Origin of the sequence: Synechococcus sp. CCY9202 (assembly GCF_034931685.1) — a bacterium.
GTDB lineage: Bacteria > Cyanobacteriota > Cyanobacteriia > PCC-6307 > Cyanobiaceae > CBW1002.
On sequence record NZ_JAYGID010000084.1, the window covers coordinates 34,083 to 54,304 of the forward strand.

Annotated in this window: 20 protein-coding genes and 1 tRNA gene; 7 read left to right on the forward strand and 14 right to left on the reverse strand. The window is 66.9% G+C overall.

Going from position 1 to position 20,222, the window contains the following annotated elements; genetic code table 11:
- The first annotated feature begins 173 nt into the window (after positions 1–173).
- Positions 174–1,025: a DUF1028 domain-containing protein gene (locus VB777_RS11315; protein ID WP_323249027.1), complete on the forward strand. Its 852-nt coding sequence runs from the start codon at positions 174–176 to the stop codon at positions 1,023–1,025.
- A 28-nt stretch (positions 1,026–1,053) separates the two neighbouring features.
- On the opposite strand, the gene asnB is transcribed toward VB777_RS11315, so the two are convergent.
- The 10 genes from asnB to VB777_RS11365 form a co-directional block, all read right to left on the reverse strand.
- Positions 1,054–3,069, reverse strand: coding sequence for an asparagine synthase (glutamine-hydrolyzing) (gene asnB, locus VB777_RS11320; RefSeq protein ID WP_323249028.1), 2,016 nt, complete (start codon positions 3,067–3,069; stop codon positions 1,054–1,056).
- 68 nt (positions 3,070–3,137) lie between these two features.
- Positions 3,138–4,238, reverse strand: a complete 1,101-nt coding sequence (locus VB777_RS11325) for an aspartate carbamoyltransferase (protein ID WP_323249071.1) — start codon at positions 4,236–4,238, stop codon at positions 3,138–3,140.
- Between the two features lie 147 nt (positions 4,239–4,385).
- Positions 4,386–4,697 carry a hypothetical protein gene (locus VB777_RS11330; protein ID WP_323249030.1) on the reverse strand — a complete coding sequence of 104 codons (312 nt, stop codon included), beginning with the start codon at positions 4,695–4,697 and terminating at the stop codon, positions 4,386–4,388.
- 22 nt (positions 4,698–4,719) lie between these two features.
- Positions 4,720–6,144 (reverse strand): sodium:solute symporter family transporter, encoded by a 1,425-nt coding sequence (locus VB777_RS11335; protein ID WP_323249033.1) that lies wholly within the window; start codon positions 6,142–6,144, stop codon positions 4,720–4,722.
- Positions 6,145–6,233: 89 nt separating this feature from the next.
- Positions 6,234–6,359: a hypothetical protein gene (locus VB777_RS11340; RefSeq protein WP_323249035.1), complete on the reverse strand. Its 126-nt coding sequence runs from the start codon at positions 6,357–6,359 to the stop codon at positions 6,234–6,236.
- Between the two features lie 100 nt (positions 6,360–6,459).
- A tRNA-Met gene (locus VB777_RS11345) sits at positions 6,460–6,536 on the reverse strand.
- A 103-nt stretch (positions 6,537–6,639) separates the two neighbouring features.
- Positions 6,640–7,608 (reverse strand): asparaginase, encoded by a 969-nt coding sequence (locus VB777_RS11350; protein WP_197154910.1) that lies wholly within the window; start codon positions 7,606–7,608, stop codon positions 6,640–6,642.
- Positions 7,609–7,665: 57 nt separating this feature from the next.
- Positions 7,666–8,169, reverse strand: coding sequence for a CGLD27 family protein (locus tag VB777_RS11355; RefSeq protein WP_197154912.1), 504 nt, complete (start codon positions 8,167–8,169; stop codon positions 7,666–7,668).
- A gap of 17 nt (positions 8,170–8,186) precedes the next feature.
- Entirely contained in the window at positions 8,187–8,597 is a 411-nt protein-coding gene (gene rsfS / locus VB777_RS11360; protein ID WP_197154922.1) for a ribosome silencing factor, read from the reverse strand.
- Positions 8,590–9,225, reverse strand: coding sequence for a DUF3318 domain-containing protein (locus VB777_RS11365; protein ID WP_197154924.1), 636 nt, complete (start codon positions 9,223–9,225; stop codon positions 8,590–8,592). The genes rsfS and VB777_RS11365 overlap by 8 nt, the downstream gene beginning before the upstream one ends.
- Positions 9,226–9,354: 129 nt before the next feature.
- On the opposite strand from VB777_RS11365, the gene carB reads away from it, so the two are divergent.
- From carB to VB777_RS11380, 3 genes are all read left to right on the forward strand, one after another.
- Positions 9,355–12,681 carry a carbamoyl-phosphate synthase large subunit gene (gene carB, locus VB777_RS11370; RefSeq protein ID WP_323249037.1) on the forward strand — a complete coding sequence of 1,109 codons (3,327 nt, stop codon included), beginning with the start codon at positions 9,355–9,357 and terminating at the stop codon, positions 12,679–12,681.
- A gap of 80 nt (positions 12,682–12,761) precedes the next feature.
- Entirely contained in the window at positions 12,762–13,490 is a 729-nt protein-coding gene (locus tag VB777_RS11375; protein WP_323249038.1) for a DUF3386 domain-containing protein, read from the forward strand.
- A gap of 62 nt (positions 13,491–13,552) precedes the next feature.
- Positions 13,553–14,932: a sodium:alanine symporter family protein gene (locus VB777_RS11380; protein ID WP_322757131.1), complete on the forward strand. Its 1,380-nt coding sequence runs from the start codon at positions 13,553–13,555 to the stop codon at positions 14,930–14,932.
- 130 nt (positions 14,933–15,062) lie between these two features.
- Here VB777_RS11380 and VB777_RS11385 read toward each other — a convergent pair whose 3' ends face one another.
- The 3 genes from VB777_RS11385 to VB777_RS11395 all read right to left on the reverse strand — a co-directional run bounded on the left by VB777_RS11385 (position 15,063) and on the right by VB777_RS11395 (position 17,493).
- The gene (locus tag VB777_RS11385; protein ID WP_197154936.1) at positions 15,063–15,284 is read right to left on the reverse strand and encodes a DUF6447 family protein; all 222 of its coding nucleotides are present in this window, start codon (positions 15,282–15,284) and stop codon (positions 15,063–15,065) included.
- 27 nt (positions 15,285–15,311) lie between these two features.
- Entirely contained in the window at positions 15,312–15,695 is a 384-nt protein-coding gene (locus VB777_RS11390) for a hypothetical protein (protein WP_231597845.1), read from the reverse strand.
- Between the two features lie 61 nt (positions 15,696–15,756).
- Positions 15,757–17,493 carry an ABC transporter ATP-binding protein gene (locus tag VB777_RS11395; RefSeq protein WP_323249042.1) on the reverse strand — a complete coding sequence of 579 codons (1,737 nt, stop codon included), beginning with the start codon at positions 17,491–17,493 and terminating at the stop codon, positions 15,757–15,759.
- A 44-nt stretch (positions 17,494–17,537) separates the two neighbouring features.
- On the opposite strand from VB777_RS11395, the gene VB777_RS11400 reads away from it, so the two are divergent.
- From VB777_RS11400 to folP, 3 genes are read left to right on the forward strand one after another with little or no spacing between them, the layout of a single operon-like run.
- Positions 17,538–17,732, forward strand: a complete 195-nt coding sequence (locus VB777_RS11400) for an RNA-binding S4 domain-containing protein (protein ID WP_323249044.1) — start codon at positions 17,538–17,540, stop codon at positions 17,730–17,732.
- Between the two features lie 32 nt (positions 17,733–17,764).
- Positions 17,765–18,499 carry a triose-phosphate isomerase gene (gene tpiA, locus VB777_RS11405; protein ID WP_323249046.1) on the forward strand — a complete coding sequence of 245 codons (735 nt, stop codon included), beginning with the start codon at positions 17,765–17,767 and terminating at the stop codon, positions 18,497–18,499.
- The gene (gene folP / locus VB777_RS11410; RefSeq protein WP_322757127.1) at positions 18,496–19,377 is read left to right on the forward strand and encodes a dihydropteroate synthase; all 882 of its coding nucleotides are present in this window, start codon (positions 18,496–18,498) and stop codon (positions 19,375–19,377) included. The genes tpiA and folP overlap by 4 nt, the downstream gene beginning before the upstream one ends.
- Here the strand turns inward: folP and VB777_RS11415 are convergent.
- The gene (locus VB777_RS11415) at positions 19,359–20,093 is read right to left on the reverse strand and encodes a hypothetical protein (RefSeq protein ID WP_323249048.1); all 735 of its coding nucleotides are present in this window, start codon (positions 20,091–20,093) and stop codon (positions 19,359–19,361) included. The two genes, folP and VB777_RS11415, sit on opposite strands and share 19 nt — an antisense overlap.
- Positions 20,094–20,222 lie beyond the last annotated feature (129 nt).

Genomic DNA, 20,222 nt, shown 5'->3' on the forward strand with positions numbered 1-20,222 from the left:
TCGGGTCTGGAACCCGCTGGGCTCTGGAGGCCGCTGTTGCGCTGCTCCGCTGGTGGTTGCGCTGGTGGCTCTGCTGGTAGCTCCGATGGTGGCGACGACGACAGCGCCACCAGCAGATTTACCTAATCTCATTTCCATTCATTTCTGGCCCGGGAACGCCCCTCCCGCCCCCGATGACCTACTCGATCGTCGCCTGGGATCCGTCCACCGGCATGACCGGCGTAGCCGTTGCCACCAAGCACCTGGCGGTGGGTTCTCTCGTGCCCCATGCCCGCGCTGGTGTGGGAGCTGTGGCCACCCAGTCGTCGACCAATCCCCTGCTCGGTCCCTGGGGTCTGGATCGTCTCACCCTGCTGCGGGGCACCTCCCAGCCTGTCTCCGTTGCCCAGACGGTGCTCGACTCCCTGATGCAGGACGATCCGGGCCGCGACCATCGCCAGGTGCATCTGGTCGACGCCGACGGCCGGGCGGCCGCCTGGACCGGCGCCCATTGCGGTGGCTGGGCGGGTCATCACACCGGTGAGGGCTATTCGGTGGCGGGAAATTTCCTCACCGGGCCCGAACCCCTGCAGGCTATGGCCGCGGCCTATGAGGCTGCCCTGGCTGCCGATCTGCCCTTCAGCGAGCGGTTGATGCGGGCCCTGGAGGCCGGTGAGGCGGCCGGTGGCGATCACCGCGGCCGTCAGTCGGCAGCGCTGTATGTGATGCACCAGGAGCTCTATCCCCTGCACGATTTCCGCGTCGACCACCACCCCGATCCCCTGGTGGCCCTGCGGGAGATCCTGGCGGAAACCACGCAGCACTACTACACCTCCTTCCGCGACACATTGCCGGTGCTGGCCAGCCTGCCTGCGCCCACCAGTGCGTTCCCGCCGCTGGTCGCGGTGCCCTCCAGCCATACGGCTGCCGTGCCACCAGCTCCTGCACCTGCTGAGCGCGAGACAGCTGGCCTTTCGGCCGTGGAGCCGATCCGTCCCGCCCGCCGTCGCTGGAGCTGGCCCGGACTGCGGCGGCGGGTGGCTTGAGCAGGGCTCACAGTCCCCCTGAGCCCCCTTACACCGTCCAGCCGAGCCGATCGGCTTCAGCCCTTGCCCTTGCCGGAACATCGTCGGCGATGAAGAAGCGGTGCATGATCTGCACTCCGAGCAGGTGGTTGATCACGGCATCCATCTGCACCCGCTCGGCGGCGGTCGTGCTCGGGTCTTCGTGGCGGGCGAACAGGGCCCTCACCCCCTCCACGCTCAACAGCCCAGCCGCCTCGATCGCCGCGTCGCTGAGGTAGCGATCCGCCAGTTCCATCATCCGCCCCCATTTCGCCGCATCGGTGTGGGCCGGTGGCGCCATGAAGGCGAACTTCTCGCGTTTGTAGAGCACCTCCGGCAGCAGGCCGCGCATGGCTTCGCGCAGCACGTATTTTTCGGTGCGGCCCTTGATGCGCAGCTCCGGTGGCACCTGCACCGCCACGGCGGCCAGGTGGTGATCGAGGAAGGCCGGGCGGGCCTCCATCGAGTTGGCCATGTCCACCCGGTCGCCACCCCAGGTGAGGATCTGGCCCTCGAGCATGGTCTTGATCCACACGTACTGGGCCTTGTCGAGGGCATGGCGCCCTTCGAGCTGGTCGCCATCGAGGGTGGCGGCGATGGCGGCGCCGGGCCGGTATCCCTCCAGCTCCTGCCGCAGCTCCGGATGGAGCAACGGCGGCACCAGGGGCGCGCAGGCCAGCCAGGGCTGCAGGCAGCTGGGGGTGAAGCCCACCACGGCCTCAAGGGCGGGATCCTCCACCGCGTCAGCGGCCAGCATCGCCCCTTGTACCAGGGCATTGCTCTCCTGCAGAGCCTCCTCCCATTCCCGCCGCTCCTGCGGCGGCAGGTCGTCGAGGCCGTGCAGGAACATGTCGCGGCGGAAGGCCGGGTAGCCGCCGAACAGCTCATCGGAGCCTTCGCCGGTCATCACCACCTTGTAGTCCACCGCATGCACGTGGCGGCTCATCAGGTACTTGGCCACCGCCAGGGTGTTGTAGATCGTGCGTTCGGTGTGCCAGATCGTGGCCTCGAGGTGGCCGTAGAGATCCTCGGCCGCCAGGGTCATCACGTCCTGCTCGGCGCCCGTGGCCTCGGCCATCTCCCGGGCGATCGGCGTTTCGTCGTAGCGGCTGTCGTCGAAGCCGATCGTGAACGCCTTCACCGGGTTCTGGCTGATCGCTGCCGCCAGCCCCAGGATCGAGCAGGAATCGATGCCGCCGGAGAGGTAGCAACCCACCGGCACGTCCGCCACCATCCGCGCCTCCACCGCTTCGAGCAGGGCCTCACGCACGGCATCCACATGCTCGTGCTCGCTGCGGCCCCGGTCGCGGTCGTGGCTCCTGGGGAAGTCCACATCCCAGTAGCGCTGATCGGTGATGGTCAGCTCACCCCCCTCGCGCCGGCTGATCCGCACCAGGTGGCCGGGCTTCACCTGGTGGATCCCTTCGAAGGCGGTGGTGCCGGGCACCATGGTCTGCATCAGCTGGTGAAACAGGCCGGTGGCACTGAAGCGCCGCTGCACCGCCGGATGGGCGAACAGCACCTTCAGCTCTGATCCGAACACGATGCCGTCGTCGGTTTCACACCAGTACTGGGGCTTGATGCCGAAGCGGTCGCGCACCAGGGTGAGGCTGTCGTCGTCCCGGTCGTAGAGGGCGAAGGCGAACTCACCGCGCAGCTGGGGCAGGGTGCTGGCGAGGCCGTCGCGCAGGTAGAGCCGCAGCAGGATCTCCGAGTCGCTCTTGGTGGTGAAGCGCACCCCCTCCGCCTCCAGGCGGGCGCGGATGCGCTGGAAGTCGTAGAACTCGCCGTTGTGGGCCATCAGCACCCGGCCGTCCTCGGAGAGGAACGGTTGACGGGCCCGCTGCTCATTGAGATCGATGATCGAGAGGCGCGCATGGCAGAAGCCCACGCCGGCGTCGTTGAGCACTTCGTAGCCGAAGCCATCCGGGCCGCGGTGGAACTGGATCGCCGCCATGTTCACCAGGACCTGGGGATCGACCGGCTGGTCGCGATGGCGATGGACGATGCCGCCGATGCCGCACATGGATTCGTTCCTCTCTGGGTTGGCGTGTGGGGAGTGATTGGCCGGAGTGGCCGGTTGGGCTGGTCAGGTCAGATCACGTCGAGCACACGCTCGGTGCGCTCCACCATGCAGGTGAGCAGGGCCATGCGCACGAACACGGCGCCGCGGGCCTGGGAGAAGTACCAGTTGTGGGGTGTGCGGTCGAGGCTGGTGCAGAGCTCCTCGCCGCGGGCCAGTGGATGCAGCACCATCGCGCCCGGCTTGAGGGGGAGATCGGCGGTCAGCCGGAAGCTGCGGCCATGGGTCTCGTAGCCGTCGCCCACCCAGGCGATGGCGTTGATGTAGATCACATCCAGCTCGCCCAGCTCGCTGCGCAGGTCGGTGCTGGTGCTCAGCATCAGCCCGGCTTCCTCCAGTTCCTCCCGCTGCCCCGGATCGAAGATCTGCTCGGAGGAGAGGCCCGGGTCGTGGAAGATCACCACCTCACTGGCCATGGTGGGGAAATGGGCCAGGGTGCGCAGCAGGCTCCGCACCGTTCGCATCCGGTTCGGCAGCCCCACGATGCCGATCCGCACCTGGGCACTGGCGGGCACGGTGGCCTGGCAGAGCTCGGGCCGCCACTTGAACATCGTGTACAGATCCGCCATCGCCTGGGTGGGATGCTCATCGGTGCCGTTGCCGGCGTTGATGATCGGGATCCGCAGGGAGCGGGTCATCTGATACACCGAGTCTTCCACCGAGTCGCGCAGCACCACGCAGTCGCCGTAGTGGTTGAACATCTCGCCGATGTCGGCGTAGGACTCACCCTTGGCGATGCCGGTGGTGGAGCGGTCACCGATGGTGATCGTCTCGCCGCCGAGGCGGTGCCAGGCACTGGCGAAGGAGAGGCGGGTGCGGGTGCTGGGCTCGAAGAAGGCGTTGATCAGGATCTTGCCGGTGAGCGGCTTGTTGATGCGGATATAGCGCTCTGGATTGCTCTCGAACTTGGCCGCCAGCCGGAACAGCTGCAGCAGGGTGCCCGCCTCGAACTGGCCGCTGGCGATCACGTGCTGCGTGGCCAGGGGCTGCAGCGGCTCGCCGATCTCAGGGATGCTGGCCAGCAGCGCCTTGGGGTGGGCGCTGCCGTACACGTCCGGGCAGTGGCGGTCGAACTGGGTCGCGTCGATCAGTTCGGTTCGCCGTCGCTGCAGTGCTGTCACCCCGTTTCGTGCGCCTGATCGATCGTTCCACACCTGGCGCCCCCGTGGTGGGAGCCGATGTAACGCACCCGGGGCTTTTGTGATTGTTTTTCGTTTTTGCTGCCGACTGTTGTGTGACCAGCTCCGGCCCGAAACGCCTTACCAGACGCGGCCGTGGCGCAGTTCATGCAGCCAGATGCCCACCAGGATCAAGGTGGCGGCCAGCAGGCCGACGATGCTGCCTTGCACGATCAGCTGGAACAGCAGGCTGCCGGCCAGCAGCTGCGGAGCGTCGTCAGGGGTGGCAGGGGATGCCGCCGCCCTGCCGGCCAGGTTGGCCAGCCCCCAGACGCCGGCGACGAGAAGGCCGGCCGCCACGCCGCCGCGCCTCGAGAGCTGGCGCCGAGGGGATGGATGGGGGGTGCGGCTGAGTGGCCCTGCAAGGGGATCAATGGATGGGAAGCGTTCCATGGCGGAAGAAGGGAGCCGGTGATCAGGTGCGGGCCAGGGTTCGCCAGTCGAACGTCTCCGGGGCCAGGCGGGTGCCGACCACCATCACCAGCGCCGAGACGCTGGCCGAGAGCAGGGCAGCGCAGTAGGGGGCGATCAGCACGTAGGCCGTCAGCCCCACCGCCGACCCGATCAGCATCGCCAGCAGGGCGGCCGTGCGGTTCGCCGTTTTCCAGTAGAGCCCGCAGGCGATCGGCCAGATCGTGGAGGCCACCAGCGCTCCGGTGAACAGCAGCAACTGGTACATCGAGGTGATGTAGTTCCAGGAGAGCAGCACCGTGACCAGGCCCAGCCCCACCACGATCTGGCGGGCCGCGCGCTTCACCTCGGCATCACTGGCCTCGGGCCGCAGCATCTTGACGTACACATCCTCGGCCAGCAGATCGGCGGTGGAGGCCAGCAGCGAATCGAGGGTGGAGGTGAGCGAGGAGAAGATGATCACGAACACCATCATGGCGCCGGCCGAACCCAGCAATTTGGCGGCCACGATCGGAAACACCATGTTCACCTGCGGCACCTCGAAGTTCTGAGCCAGGGCCATCAGGGCGATCGAGCCGGTCACGATCGGCACGGTGAACCAGGCGAAGCCGCCGAACACAAAGGAGCGAAACACCACCGATTCGCGGCTGGCGAACACGCGCGACCACCAGATGTTGTTGTGAAACACCTCTCCCATGCTGAACAGGCCCGTGTTCCAGGCGAACAGCAGGCCCGCCGGCAGCAGCAGGTTGAGGCGGGAGGGGTGATCGCTGGCCAGGCGCGCATAGATCTCGCCGGCGCCGAAGTGGCTGTACCCCAGCACGGCGACCACCACCAGGATCGCCATGATCAGCAGCGACTGGATGAAGTCCGTGCCCACCACGGCGCGCATGCCGCCGAACAGGGTGTAGACGGTCGACACACCGATCACCACCAGCATCCCGAGCCGGTAATCGAAGCCCGAGAGCGCCTGCAGCAGCAGGCCCGCCCCCATGCCCTGGGTGATCAGGAAGCCGGCGGTGTACACCATGGTGATCACCAGAAACACGGCCCAGACCAACCGGCCGTAGCGCAGCCGCACGAAGTCGCCGCTGGTGCGGGCCGTGGGCATCACCCGCTTGATCCGGATCGCCAGGGGGGCGAACAGCAGCAGCCCCAGGCCGGCCAGGGCGTAGCCGAACATGCCCCAGAGACCAAGGGTGTAGCCCACCTCCGGGGCCGCCAGGGTGGTGTTGCCCGTCACCCAGCTGGCCATCAGCGTGGCCGTGCTCAGGGCCAGACCGATGTTGCGGCCGGCCAGCAGGTAGTCGTCCGCATCGCCGCCGGATCCGCGGCGGCCCCACCAGATCCCCAGGCTGATCCAGAGCACCGAGAAGGCGATCAGCAGGAACCAGGCGATGCCCGGGTCCAGCAGGGGCGTGTCGGTCATGGTGCGGGGCGAACGGGGTGGGAGAGCACGGAGCGGCGGATCAGATCGTCAGAGCAGATCGGATCAGATCAGTGGATCAGATCAGCAGATCAGGAGGGGTCGAAAGGATCGCGGCCCCGCCAGTACCAATGTCCCCGCAGGATCATCACCACCGTGGCCAGGGTGACGACTCCCCCAAGGCTGAACAGCAGCACGGCTTGGTGGAATTCGCTCACGGTGTTCTGGAGGGTTGGAGGGGGGAGGGATGAAACCAGGAAGGGGCTGAATACAAAAAAAGCTCTCGGGAATCCGAGAGCTTGATTGAGATCGTCAAGTTGGTGGCGGGGGCGAGATTTGAACTCGCGACCTTCGGGTTATGAGCCCGACGAGCTACCAGACTGCTCTACCCCGCGGCGACCCAAGAAAGATAACACCTGGGGTGTCCGCCCTGAACCTTGGAGCCCCTGATGCCCCGCCCGGCAGCACAGTTGCAGCGTGGCTCAGTCGCAGCACCGCTCAGTCAAAGCGCAGTTCGCCGTTCACCTGCAGCTGGAGGTGCGGCGCGGGTTGCAGGAAGCGGCCCCGCAATTCATCGAGGGTCATGGGCATCAGCCAGTCGAGCTGTTCGAGCAGGTGCAGCGCCACGGCGTGCTTGGCGCGGGAGGAGCCGTCTTCCACCTTGATCGCCACGCCCAGGCCCTCCCCCACGCGGCTGAGGCACTGGATGCCCTCGGCGCCACCTTTGCTCACCACCTGGCCGTGGCTGTGGCGCATCAGTTCGGTGTCGAAGCGGCCTTCGCCGGCCACCAGCTCGGGGTGAGCCAGCATCGCCCGCGAGAGCCGCTCCAGGTCGGGCTGCTGCGAGGCTCCCAGGTGGGCGAACAACAGGGCCATCTGGGCCAGCTGCAGCTGCAGGGTCGGGGCGCCGCAGTCGTCCCGCGCCGACACCAGCTCGGCCGCAGGCAGGGCCAGCAGCTCCGCCACCCGCTTGCGCACCTCCTGCTGCAGGGGATGGTCATCGAGCAGGTAGGTCTCGCGCGACCAGCCCATGCGCCGGCAGGCGGCCAGAAAGGCGGCATGTTTGCCGGAACAGTTGTGTTCCAGCGGACTGGTGGCGCCCGCCGGAACGGGGCACTGCAGCTGCTCGGTTTCCAGGTCCGCCTGCCAGAGCAGCCTGAAGGCCTCGCGGGCATGGGCGGGGGTGCCGGCATGGGACGCACAGGCGATGGCCAGGCTCCGATCACTGCTGTCCCCCATGTCGGCGGCGCCGCAGCTCACGAACACGGTGGCCTGGAACGGCTTCTGGGCCGAGCGCATGAAGCTGAGCCGCTGGGGGTCGCCTGCCCGCATCAGCACCCGGCCGCGCTGATCGCACACCACGGCGTGAACCCGGTGGCTGGATTCCGGAATCCCCTCCCGCAGGAGGCGCACCTCCAGGGGCGGAATCCCGGGACGGGAGCTGCCGAAGCTGGAGGACAGAGTCATGCGGACGTCATGAATCAGCGGGTGAACACCTCCGGCCTGCGGGTGCCCGGCAGAGGTTCAGAGAGCCTGACAGAGGCTGGTCCCGCATAACAGCAGGCCAGCGGCCAGGGCCAACGCCTGCTGCAGCCGCCGCAGCACCGGCCGCACCTGGTGCTTGGAGACCAGCAGATCCTGACTTCGCCAGGCCAGCGGCTTTTCCCAGACCTGGCCGTCGTACCAGCCGGATTCCTCGTACTCCACCCGCTCCGAGAGCAGCCGCTTGTGCACGTAGGTCCAGCCCAGCCACTGGCGCAGCAGCAGCAGCAGGGGAACCACCACCGCCGCCACCAGGCCCGAGAGGATCAACCGCGGCGGGTCATGGCGCAGGGGCACACTGCCGCTGGCGATCAGCAGGGTGAGCGGTGCCACCAGCAGCCAGCTGATCGCCAGGGGCCGCAGCAGACCGGCCAGATCGTTGGACGGCCAGGCGAAGAACCAGGAGCGGCAGAGCTGGCCGTACTCCTCCAGCGGACGCTGTTCCGGCGGCACCGGACAGGGGGTGTCGATCGCCGGGCCAGCCATCGGACGTGATGCGTCCGTCAGGACGCCGAAAGCTGCGCAGAGCCTAGATAGCGCTGCTGTTCGCCGTGGCCCCAGAACGCTTCCAGGTCGTAGAAGCTGCGCTCGTCCGGGGTGAGCACATGCACGATCACCTCGCCGTAATCGATCAGCACCCAGCGTCCTTCGGCCTGGCCCTCACGGCGCAACGGCAGACGGCCCGCCTCGGCTTCGAGCCGGTCTTCCACTGAGCGGGCGATGGCACGCACCTGCACGTCCGACAGACCGCTGCAGATCACGAACCAGTCGGCCAGCGATGACACTTCATCGACCCGGATCAGGCGGATGTCCACGGCCTTGCGGTCGTCGCAGGCGTCAGCGGCCAGGCGGGCCAGGGCCTCACTGTCCTGGGGGTCGATGGTGCTGAGTGCTGGGGCGGAGGCTTCAGCCATAGACGTTCTCGCTGGTGACGGACTGACGGGACCCCTGCTGCTGGGCCATCTCGGCGCGGGCCCGCTCGGCGCTCTTGCGCAGGGCTTCGAGCCGGTCTTCGTAGAAGCCGCGCTTTTTCTTCTTGCGGGTCTGCTCCACCAGCACCTTGAGGGCACCGCCGAGGCTCTTGTAGGCGTTGGGCAGGCTGTAGCCGAAGCGGGTGGCCAGGTCAATCGCCCGCTCATCCGCCGCGATGGCGTCCTGCAGGCGCTTTTCGGAATTGTTCTTCAGGTAGAGCCGGTAGCCGGCGAAGCCGGAGAGGCCCAGGGCCATCAGCAGCAGCAGGCCGTCCTGCACCCAGAGTTCGCCGATGGCGCCGCCGAGGCCGATGGCCAGGGCCGCCATTTCCCAGCCATCGCGGGGAACGGCATCGTTCTGGATGCGGCCCACCTCATGCCAGAAAAGCAGGTTGCGGTGGTCGAGGGCCAGTTGGTCCCAGCTCTCCAGGTCGACCTGGATCTCGACCTCGTCACGACCGATCTCCTCGATGGTGATCAGGGGTGGATCGGCGGAGGCGGCCGCTTCCACGAACACCCAGCTCTGCATTTCCGGTGGCAGCTGCCCCTTCAGGCGCTGGAGTTCACTCATCGACAGACGCACCAGTGGATCCTGATTCCACGTTAGCGAGGGCCTGGCTCAAGGTGATATTGGTGCCATCCAGCACGGGAACCAGCCAGGGCCCATGAGAGGCTGAGCCCGTTTGGCCATCGCCCCCCCATGCCCCGCCGCACGGACCTGCGTCGCATCCTGCTGCTGGGCTCGGGGCCGATCGTGATCGGTCAGGCCTGCGAGTTCGACTATTCCGGCACCCAGGCCTGCAAGGCCCTGCGGGCCGAGGGGTTCGAGGTGGTGCTGGTGAACAGCAACCCGGCTTCGATCATGACCGATCCGGACATGGCGGATCGCACCTACATCGAGCCGCTCACCCCCGAGGTGGTGGCTCGGGTGATCGAGATCGAGCGGCCCGATGCCCTGCTGCCCACCATGGGCGGCCAGACCGCCCTCAACCTGGCGGTGACCCTCGCCCGCGACGGCACCCTGGCGCGCTACGGGGTGGAGCTGATCGGCGCCAACCTCGAAGCGATCGAGAAGGCCGAAGACCGCGACCTGTTCAAGCAGGCGATGGAGCGGATCGGCGTGGCCGTGTGCCCCTCCGGCATCGCCACCAGCCTGGAGGAGGCCGAATCCGTAGGCGAGGAGATCGGTGGCTACCCGCGCATCATCCGCCCCGCCTTCACCCTGGGCGGCTCCGGTGGCGGCATTGCCTACAACCCCGATGAATTCCGCGCCTTCTGCAAGAGCGGCCTGGAGGCCAGCCCCGTCTCCCAGATCCTGATCGAGAAGTCGCTGCTGGGCTGGAAGGAGTTCGAGCTGGAGGTGATGCGCGACACCGCCGACAACGTGGTGATCGTCTGCTCGATCGAGAACCTCGATCCGATGGGGGTGCATACCGGCGATTCGATCACGGTGGCGCCGGCCCAGACCCTCACCGACCGGGAGTATCAGCGGCTGCGCGATCAGTCGATCGCGATCATCCGCGAGATCGGGGTCGACACCGGCGGCAGCAACATCCAGTTCGCGATCAATCCCGCCAACGGCGATGTGGTGGTGATCGAGATGAATCCCCGCGTCAGCCGTTCCTCCGCCCTGGCCTCCAAGGCCACCGGCTTCCCGATCGCCAAGATCGCCGCCCGCCTGGCGGTGGGCTACACCCTCGACGAAATCATCAACGACATCACCGGTGCCACACCGGCCTGCTTCGAGCCCACGATCGACTACGTGGTGACCAAGATTCCGCGTTTTGCCTTCGAGAAGTTTCGGGGCAGTTCGCCGGTGCTCACCACCTCGATGAAATCGGTGGGGGAGGCGATGGCGATCGGCCGTTGCTTCGAGGAGTCGTTCCAGAAGGCCCTGCGTTCCCTTGAGACCGGCCATGCCGGCTGGGGTTGCGACCGGCCCGAGCGGCAGCTGGAAAGCACCGAGCTGGAGCGGGCCCTGCGCACCCCCACCCCCGAACGGATCTTCGCCGTGCGCGACGCCATGCGCGCCGGCCGCAGCGACGCGGACATTCATCAGCTTTCCGCGATCGACCCCTGGTTCCTGGCCAAGCTGCGCGGCATCGTCGACGCCGAAGGCCGGTTGCTGCAGGGTCGTCGGCTGGAGCAGCTCGATGCCGCCGCTCTGCTGGAGCTCAAGCAGCTGGGCTTCTCCGATCGCCAGATCGCCTGGGCCACCGGCAGCGAGGAGCTGGCGGTGCGGCGTCATCGCCAGGCACTGGGGGTGCGGGCCGTGTTCAAGACGGTGGATACCTGCGCCGCCGAATTCGCCTCCAGCACCCCGTACCACTACTCCACCTACGAGCGCCCCCTGGAACGCATCGCCGCCGACGGTTCGCTGCAGCTGGTGCCACCGGAAGACGAGGTGCAGCCTGAAACCCGCCGCAAGGTGATGATCCTCGGCGGCGGCCCCAATCGCATCGGCCAGGGCATTGAGTTCGACTACTGCTGTGTGCATGCCTCCTTTGCCCTGCAGGAGGCCGGTTTCGCCACGGTGATGGTGAACAGCAACCCGGAAACGGTGTCCACCGATTACGACACCAGCGACCGGCTCTACTTCGAACCCCTCACCTTCGAAGACGTGCTCAACGTGATCGAGGCCGAGAAGCCGGAGGGAGTGATCGTGCAGTTCGGCGGCCAGACGCCACTCAAGCTGGCGATCCCCCTGCTCCATTGGCTGAACAGCCCCGAGGGCGCCGCCACCGGCACCCGCATCTGGGGCACCTCACCGGAATCGATCGACCGCGCCGAAGACCGTGAGCAGTTCGAGGCGATCCTGCGCCAGCTGGAGGTGCGCCAGCCCCGCAACGGCCTGGCCCGCACCGATGCCGAGGCCCGGGCCGTGGCTGCCAGGGTGGGGTACCCGGTGGTGGTGCGCCCCAGCTACGTGCTGGGCGGGCGGGCCATGGAGGTGGTGGCCGATGAGAGCGAGCTCAACCGCTACATGGTCGAGGCGGTGCAGGTGTCTCCCGACCATCCGGTGCTGATCGATCAGTACCTCGAGAACGCCACGGAGGTGGATGTCGATGCCCTCTGCGACCGGGAGGGCCGGGTGGTGATCGGTGGCCTGATGGAGCACATCGAGCCGGCCGGCATCCACTCCGGCGATTCCGCCTGCGCGTTGCCGTCGCGCACCCTCGGTGCCGAGGCCCTGGCCACCATCCGCCAGTGGACCGTGGCCCTGGCCCGTTCTCTCGAGGTGTGCGGCCTGATCAACCTGCAGTTCGCCGTGCAGGGGGATGCCGCGTCAGGCCAGACCGTGTACATCATCGAAGCCAACCCGCGCGCCTCCCGCACGGTGCCGTTCGTGGCCAAGGCCACCGGTGTGGCCCTCGCCAAGGTGGCCAGCCAGCTGATGGCCGGCCGCACCCTGGCGGATCTCGGCCTCACCACCGAACCGGTGCCGCCGCTGCAGAGCGTCAAGGAAGCGGTGCTGCCGTTCAAACGGTTCCCTGGATCCGACACCGTGCTGGGACCCGAGATGCGCTCCACCGGCGAGGTGATGGGCAGCGCCCGCAGCTTCGGCATGGCCTACGCCAAGGCCGAGATCGCCGCCGGCGATGCCCTGCCCACGGGTGGGAGTGTGTTCCTCTCCACCCATGACCGCGACAAGGCCGGCCTGCTGCCGGTGGCCCGGAGCCTGCATGGGCTCGGCTTCTCCCTGATCGCCACCAGCGGCACCGCCGCCGCCCTGGAAGACGGCGGCCTGCCGGTGGAGCGGGTGCTGAAGGTGCACGAGGGCAGGCCCAACATCGAGGATGCGATCCGCTCTGGCCGGATCCAGCTGATCATCAACACGCCGATCGGGCGGCAGGCCGCCCACGACGACACCTACCTGCGCCGGGCGGCGCTTGATTACGCCGTACCGACGGTGACTACTCTGGCCGGTGGACTGGCTGCGGTGGAGGCGATCGCGGCGTTGCAACAGCAGACGCTTGAGGTGACGGCCCTGCAGGACATTCACCGGGTCGCGGCGCCTGTGGCCTGAGCACTGGCACTGGCCGCAGCAGGCCTCAACACCGGCCGCTGCCGGCCTGGGTAGGGTTTGGCCACCATCTCCCGCCGCCCATGACCCTGGCCTCCAGCCCCGCGCCCGCGACCTCCGCCGTTTCGACCGCCGCTTCCAACCCCGCTGTGGCCGGCGGTAGCGTGCCTGCCCCGGGCAGCGATTGCACCGCCGCCTTCCGGGCCGCCTACGAGAACCGCTACACCTGGGATCCCGGCTTCGGCGGCTACCGCGGCCGCTGTGTGTGGGAGCAGGGCGAGCGGCGGCTGGAGGGCAGCTTCACGGTGGGTGCCGATCTGAAGGCCACGGTGGAGGGCTTCGACGATGAGGAGGTGCACAAGGCCGTGGCCTCCCAGCTGTGGGAGGTGGCGATCCACCGGGTGCGCCGCAGCTTCGAGCAGACCCACGGCGCCAACACCTTCACCGCCGGTGACACTGATGCCGTGGGTACCGAGGTGATCGTGGGCGGCAAGGGGGAGGGCGACCGCTACCGCATCAAGGACCGGGTGGTGACCATGGTGCACCGCCACATCCACGGCACCGTTGTGACGATCTTCACCGAAAGCACCACCGACACCGGCCATGGCTATCTCAGCCACCAATACACCAGCCAATACAGCGATCCCGCCACGGGTGCCCTCCGTGGTGGCCTCAGCCGTTTCACCGATACCTTTGTGCCTCTCACAGAGGCGGGCCCCTGGGTGCTGGGCGAACGTGTGATCGAAACGGATTCTGAGGGCGATTCCGGCCGTCAGAGCTTCCGATTCGAGGATCTGCAACCTCTCGCCTGAGGGATGGCTGGCCACTGGGCAGTGCCCGTGAGACCATCGGCGCACGTGCGTCCTCCCCTGTCTTGCAGGTTCTCGACCAGATCAACGGCATTGTCTGGGGTCCGATCACGTTGTGGCTGATCGGCCTCACCGGCCTCTATCTGATGGTGGGACTGGGCTTCATGCCCCTCCGCCGCATCGGCTTCGGTTTCCGGCAGGCCATTGCCTCGATCGGTAACACCAAGGGAGAGGGCGATGTGAATGCCTTCGAGAGCCTCACCACCGCCCTTGCTGCCACGATCGGCACCGGCAACGTGGCCGGGGTCGCCGGCGCCATCGCAACGGGCGGGCCCGGGGCGGTGTTCTGGATGTGGCTGATCGCCCTGGTGGGCATGGCCACCAAATACGCCGAATCGTTGCTGGCGGTGCACTACCGCGAGGTTGACGAGCTCGGTGAGCACGTGGGAGGGCCGATGTACTTCATTCGCAACGGTCTGGGTCCGCGCTGGGCCTGGCTTGGGGCGTTGTTTGCCATCTTCGGCACCCTGGCCGGCTTCGGCATCGGCAACAGTGTGCAGTCCCATGAGCTTGCCCTCGCCCTGCACAAGTCGATGGGGGTGCCGGAGCTGGTCACCGGCGTGGTGATGGGTGCCATCACCTTTCTGGTGCTGATCGGCGGCATCGAGCGGATCGGCAGGGTCACCGAGGTGGTGGTGCCCTTCATGGCGATCGTCTACGTGCTGGGCGGGATCGTGATCCTGGTGGGCAATTACGACCGCATCCCGATGGCCTTCGGGACCATTCTCTCGGATGCCTTCACCGCTCAGTCCATGGCCGGTGGTGCGTTGGGGGTGATGATCCAGAAGGGCATCGCCCGCGGCATCTTCTCCAATGAAGCCGGTCTCGGTACGGCACCGATTGCCCAGGCAGCCGCCAAGCCCGGTGATCCGGTGCTGCAAGGCAGCATTGCCATGCTGGGCACCTTCATCGACACCATCGTGGTGTGCACGATGACGGCCCTGGTGATTGTGATGAGCGGCGCCTATGAATCCGGCGAAACCGGTGTGGCGCTCACCATGAGTGCCTTCGACTGGGGGATGCCAGGTGGCATGTGGCTGGTGACCTTCGGCACGGTGTTCTTCACCGCCACCACCATTCTGGGCTGGGGTTACTACAGCGAACGCTGCCTCGAATTCCTGGTGGGAGTGCGAGGCATCAAGCCCTTCCGCTACCTCTGGGTTGTGGCCGTGGTGCTGGGCGCCATCAGCTCCCAGTCTGGCCCCAATGCCCTGGCCCAGGCACAGACCACCTCAATCGTCTGGACGATTGCTGACATCCTGAACGGTCTGATGGCGATCCCCAACCTGATCGGCTTGCTGCTGCTCTCCGGCACGGTGTTTGAGCTGACACGCCGCTACAACTTTGATGCCGTGGTGATCGAAGATTCTGCTGATCAGGATTGAAGCCATGCTGGGCAGGCTCCCGTCAGTCCAACTCGTTGACTGACGGGAGCCTGGATGGGGCGGGAGGGTCAGTGAATCGGATGAAGGCGTCAGTTTTCCGCTATCGCCCTCGGCGATTCCCTCGGTCAGCCTAGGGGAGCGGACTGATCTCCTTCAGTTTTTCGTTGAGCTGCATCGCCATGGACTGCCGTCCAATCGCAAGAACCTTGAGAGTGTCTTCGTGCATGCGAAGCTGTGTATCGGCCACCTGCATGCCCCGCACCAGCTCCTTCGCCTCCGGGGGCAGGGTGTTGAGGTCATAGCGTTTGCCCTCAAAGGTCAGCACAGGTTGCTGCAGGTTGGAGTCGGTCACTGGGAACCCATTGAATCAGGCCTCACTTTAGGCAGGGATGGCCGGGCGTTTGAAAATGAACATCAACAGCGTTCCAACCTGGGCCGCCTCCACCAACTCCCAGCGATCACGACCCAGCTGGTTGAGGAAGAATTGGAGCTGTTCGGCTGGGTGCATCACCTTATAGTCTGCGTTCTTGTACTGATCCGGGAACTCCCGTTTAAGGAATTCCGGACTCAGAGCGCCCCCCAGCTTGGCACTGTCCTTCTTTGGATTCGGCGGTCCTGGGGTGCTGTTGTTGTCCACGTTGACGTGCAGCACCCGGTATTCCCATCCCGGGGGTGCCACCGGCTTCTTCAGTTGCTTGCGGGGCTGTTCCGCTGGCTTGGGGTTGGATGGCGTGGGCTCGGCAGGCTGCGGCTCGGGATCCATGGCGATTGGGCAAGCAGGGAATCAGACCCGCGACGCTCAAAAATGATCATGCCACTGATCGTCATCCGAGATGGATGAACTGACGTTCGCAGAGTTCGCGGTACCGGCCGGCGTGCCCCATCAGCTCCGCGTGGCTGCCCTGCTCGACGATGCGGCCCCGATCGAGCACCACGATCCTGTCGGCTTCCTGCACGGTCGCCAGCCTGTGGGCGATCACGAGCACGCTTCGCCCGGCCATGGCCTGCTCCAGACCCTGCTGCACCGCGTCTTCAGCCTCGGCATCCAGGGCGCTGGTGGCTTCATCCAGCAACAGCACCGCCGGATCGCCCAGCACCGCGCGGGCGATGGCCAGCCGTTGCAGCTGGCCGCCGGAGAAGTTGCTGCCCCGCTCCTCGATACGGCTGGCGTAGCCGAGGGGTAAGGCCTCGATGAACCCTGAGGCATTGGCGGTGTGGGCGGCGGCCTGGATCTGCTCGAGACTGGCCGGCCGGCCGAAGGCAATCGCTTCGGCCACGGTTCCGGAGAACACACTGCTCTGCTGGGGAACGAGCGCCACGGCCTGGCGCAGCTCGCGGGCCCGCAGGTTGGCGAGGTTCTGGCCGTCCAGCAGCACCTGACCCGTGCCGGCCACATTGAACCGCAGCAACAGCGAGAACAGGGTGCTCTTGCCGGCGCCCGAGGGTCCCACCAGGGCCACCACCTGTCCTGGTTCCACCCGCAGGTCGAGGTCGTGCAGCACGGTGCTGCCGCCCGGGTAGCCGAAGCTCACCTGATCCAGCACCAGTTCACCGCGGACCTGGCCGAGGGGCTGGGCATCGGCATGGTCAGGTGGCTCGGTGGGTTCAGCCTCGATCGCCCGCAGCCGCCGCAGCGAGGCCTGGCCCTGCTGGAATTCGTTGAAGTTGGTGGTGAGGTGCGAGATCGGATCGATCAGCATCAACAGGGCCGCCACATAGCTGCTGAAGCCCTGGCTGTCGAGGCCACCGGCCTGGATCCGGGCCGCGCCGATCAGCAGCACGGCCAGGATGCCGCCGGCTTCAAGAAAGCCCACCACCGGATGCTGCAGCGCCAGCAGTTGGAGCGTTCGGTAACGGGCGCGGCGGTGCAGGTCGATCTCCCGATCGAAGCGTTGCTGCAGCCATGGTTCGGCCGCGTAGGCGCGCACCAGGGGCAGCCCGCCGATCGCCTCGCCCAGCAGGGCAGCCAGATCACTCACCTGCTTCTGGCTGCGCTCGGCGGCGGTCATCACCCGGGCGCCGAAGACACTCACCAGCAGCGCCACCACCGGAGCCAGCAGCAGGGTGGCCAGGGCCAGCGGCCAGTCGAGCCACACCATGTAGCCCAGCACCACCACCAGCTGCAGGGCGCTGGGGGTGGTGTCCTGAATGGTCTTGTAGATCACCTCGCCGACGCGGTCGGCGTCTTCGGTGAGCCGGTAGGTGAGGTCGCCGGCCGATAGCTTTTCGAGGGCTCCGAAATCGAGCTGCTGCAGCCGCGAGAACAGGCGGCGACGCAGCTCCTGGCTCACCTGCAGGGCCGGGCCGGCCAGCAGGGTGTCCTGGCCGAACTGGGCGGCCTTCTGCACCAGAAAGACCGACAGGGCCGCCAGGATCGACTCGAGCACGCGGCGGAAATCGCCGGCGCCGATTGCCGGGATCAGACGGCCCGCCAGCCAGGCCAGCAACGGCCAGCAGGCCACATAGACCAGGGTGCAGAGCCCACCCGCCATCAGGCGCCTCCGGTGGGGCGCCAGCAGGGGCAGGAGACGCCGGAAGCCGGCCGGCGAGGGTGCGAACATCGGCGAACCTTATCAATCGTCCGCCGCGATCCGCCCCTGACTCGATGAAGCTTGATCAATTCCTCAAATGGCAGGGGCTGGTGGGCACCGGCGGTGAGGCCAAGCTCCGCATCCAGCGCGGTGACGTGCGGGTGAATGGCGCCATCGAGACCCGGCGGGGCCGGCAGCTGGCCCTCGGCGATGCCGTGGAGATCGATGGGCTGGAGGTGCTGGTGGTGCCCGATCCCACCGCCAGATAGCGTTTGCCTCACTTCGCCGAGAGGACCTGCTGGTGCGTAAGGCCGTCATCGCTGGCAACTGGAAGATGCACATGACCTGCGCCGAGGCGCAGGCCTTTGCGGAGGTCTTCAGGCCCTCGGTGGAGGATCTGCCCGCCGATCGGGAGGTGGTGCTGGCGCCACCCTTCACCGCCATCCCCACCCTCAGTGCCGCCCTGGCTGGCTCCGGCGTGCGGATCGCGGCCCAGAACGTGCACTGGGAAGACAAGGGGGCCTACACCGGCATGGTGTCGGCGCCGATGCTGCTGGAGCATGGCGTGACCCACGCGATCGTGGGCCACAGCGAGCCGCGCAAGTACTACAGCGAGACCGACGAGCAGATCAACCTGCGTGCCCGCGCCGCCCAGGCGGCCGGCCTGATCCCGATCCTGTGCGTGGGCGAGAGCCTCGACCAGCGGGAGGCCAGCGAAACCGAGCGGGTGATCCACCGCCAGGTGGAGCAGGGCCTCGAGGGCATCGATCCGGAGCGGCTGATCGTGGCCTACGAACCGATCTGGGCGATCGGCACCGGCAAGACCTGCGCCGCCGATGAGGCCAACCGCATCTGTGGTCTGATCCGCGGCTGGGTGGGTTTCGATGGCGTGATCGTCCAGTACGGCGGTTCGGTGAACCCTGCCACGATCGATCAGCTGATGGCCCAGCCGGAGATTGATGGGGTGCTGGTGGGCGGCGCCTCCCTCGATCCCCAGGGATTCGCCCGCATTGCCAACTACCAGCCGCCGGCATGAGGTCCGCGCCGGCGGCGCTGCCGCGCTGGGGCGAACGCACGCTTGTGATGGGGGTCGTGAACCTCACCCCCGACTCCTTCAGCGACGGTGGCTGCTTCCTCGCCCCCGAGGCTGCATTGCGCCAGGCCCTGATCCTTGAGAAGCAGGGTGCCGACCTGCTCGATCTCGGCGCCCAGAGCACCCGCCCAGGAGCTGTGGAGGTGGGGGCGGACGTGGAGCTGCAGCGGCTGATGCCCAGCCTGGACCTGATCCTGCAGGCGATGGGGGGGGGCGCCGCGCCGCGGCTCTCGATCGACACCTTTCATGCGGCAGTGGCCGAAGCGGCTCTGGAGGCCGGCGCCCACTGGATCAATGATGTCAGCGGCGGTCGACGGGATCCGGCGATGTTGCCCCTGGTGGCGGCAGCGGGGTGTCCCTATGTGCTGATGCACAGCCGCGGCGACAGCCAGACCATGGACAGGATGGCGACTTACGGTGCTGTGGTTCCGACCGTGCGCGACGAGTTGCTGCGCGCCACGGATCGGGCCCTCACAGCAGGTGTGCAGGTCAGTCAGATTCTCTGGGACCCCGGCCTGGGATTCGCCAAGACCACGGCGCAGAACCTGGCATTGCTGCGGGGCCTGCCCGAGCTCCGGAGCGAGGGTTTTCCGCTGTTGCTGGGTCCGTCCCGCAAGCGCTTCATCGGTGAGGTGCTGCAGGAACAGCGCCCCCGGGCTCGCCTGTGGGGCACGGCAGCGGTCTGCGTGGCAGCGATCGCCTCGGGGGCGGATGTGCTGCGTGTGCACGATGTCGGTCCGATCGTGCAGACAGCGCGCATGGCCGATGCTCTCTACCGCGACAGGCTTCCGCGGGAACCTGCTCAGGCGACGGCGTTGTAGTCGATCTGCCCCTTGTCGTTCACCCTGGCCATGGAGAAAAAACGGGCCGTGGTCTCGGAGATCAAACCCTTCTGGGCAAGCAGTTCGCCGATGCGGCCGCCTTCACGCTTCTGCTGAGCCAGGGCCGCATCCAGCTGGCTCTGACTGATGCAGCCCATCTCCACCAGCCTGTCGCCGAGTCGCTTCTCGTTGAACCCCTGCTCGTCAAACAGAGCCGGGTTGAGCAGAAGGTCAAGAAGCTGGGGCGGAACCTGCAGATTCAGACGAAGGAATTCGCCGAAGCGCTGGGTCTCCGAAAAGGGGCGATAGTCCTCGAGCAGATGCTCAAGCTCATCGATCGTCAGAATGCCAGCCTGGACGAGCTTGTTGCCAAGCGTCTGGAGCTGAAAGCTGGTGTCCTGCGAGGGGGAGGCCTTGAGATCCCCCTCCACCAGCTGGGGTTCGGCGAAGCACTGCCTCACCCAGCAATCTGATTCCAGAAACGAGAAAAGCTCGGCCGGATTGATCGTGAGGGTACCGAACTGCTGTTCCAGCAGCTCCTCCAGAAAGGCCACCTCGCTCGTGGGGCCGAGGACCTGAAACGGCACCCGCTGGCTGTTGCCATTGGCCACAAGCTCCACCTGCACCTGATCGGAGCTGAGGCGGAAGCGATACATGATGAACGGCAGACTGGCGATGCTCGCGCTGCTCGCGCTGGCGATTGTTGGGGAATGCACCCTGTTGGGCTGGTTCACGAACGGCCCTTTCATGGCGACGGGTCCAACATAACCACCCAACCACGAGCGATTGTCTTACTTCAAGACGAATATGAGAATTAAGAGATATTTAGGCTTGATTTCATTCCA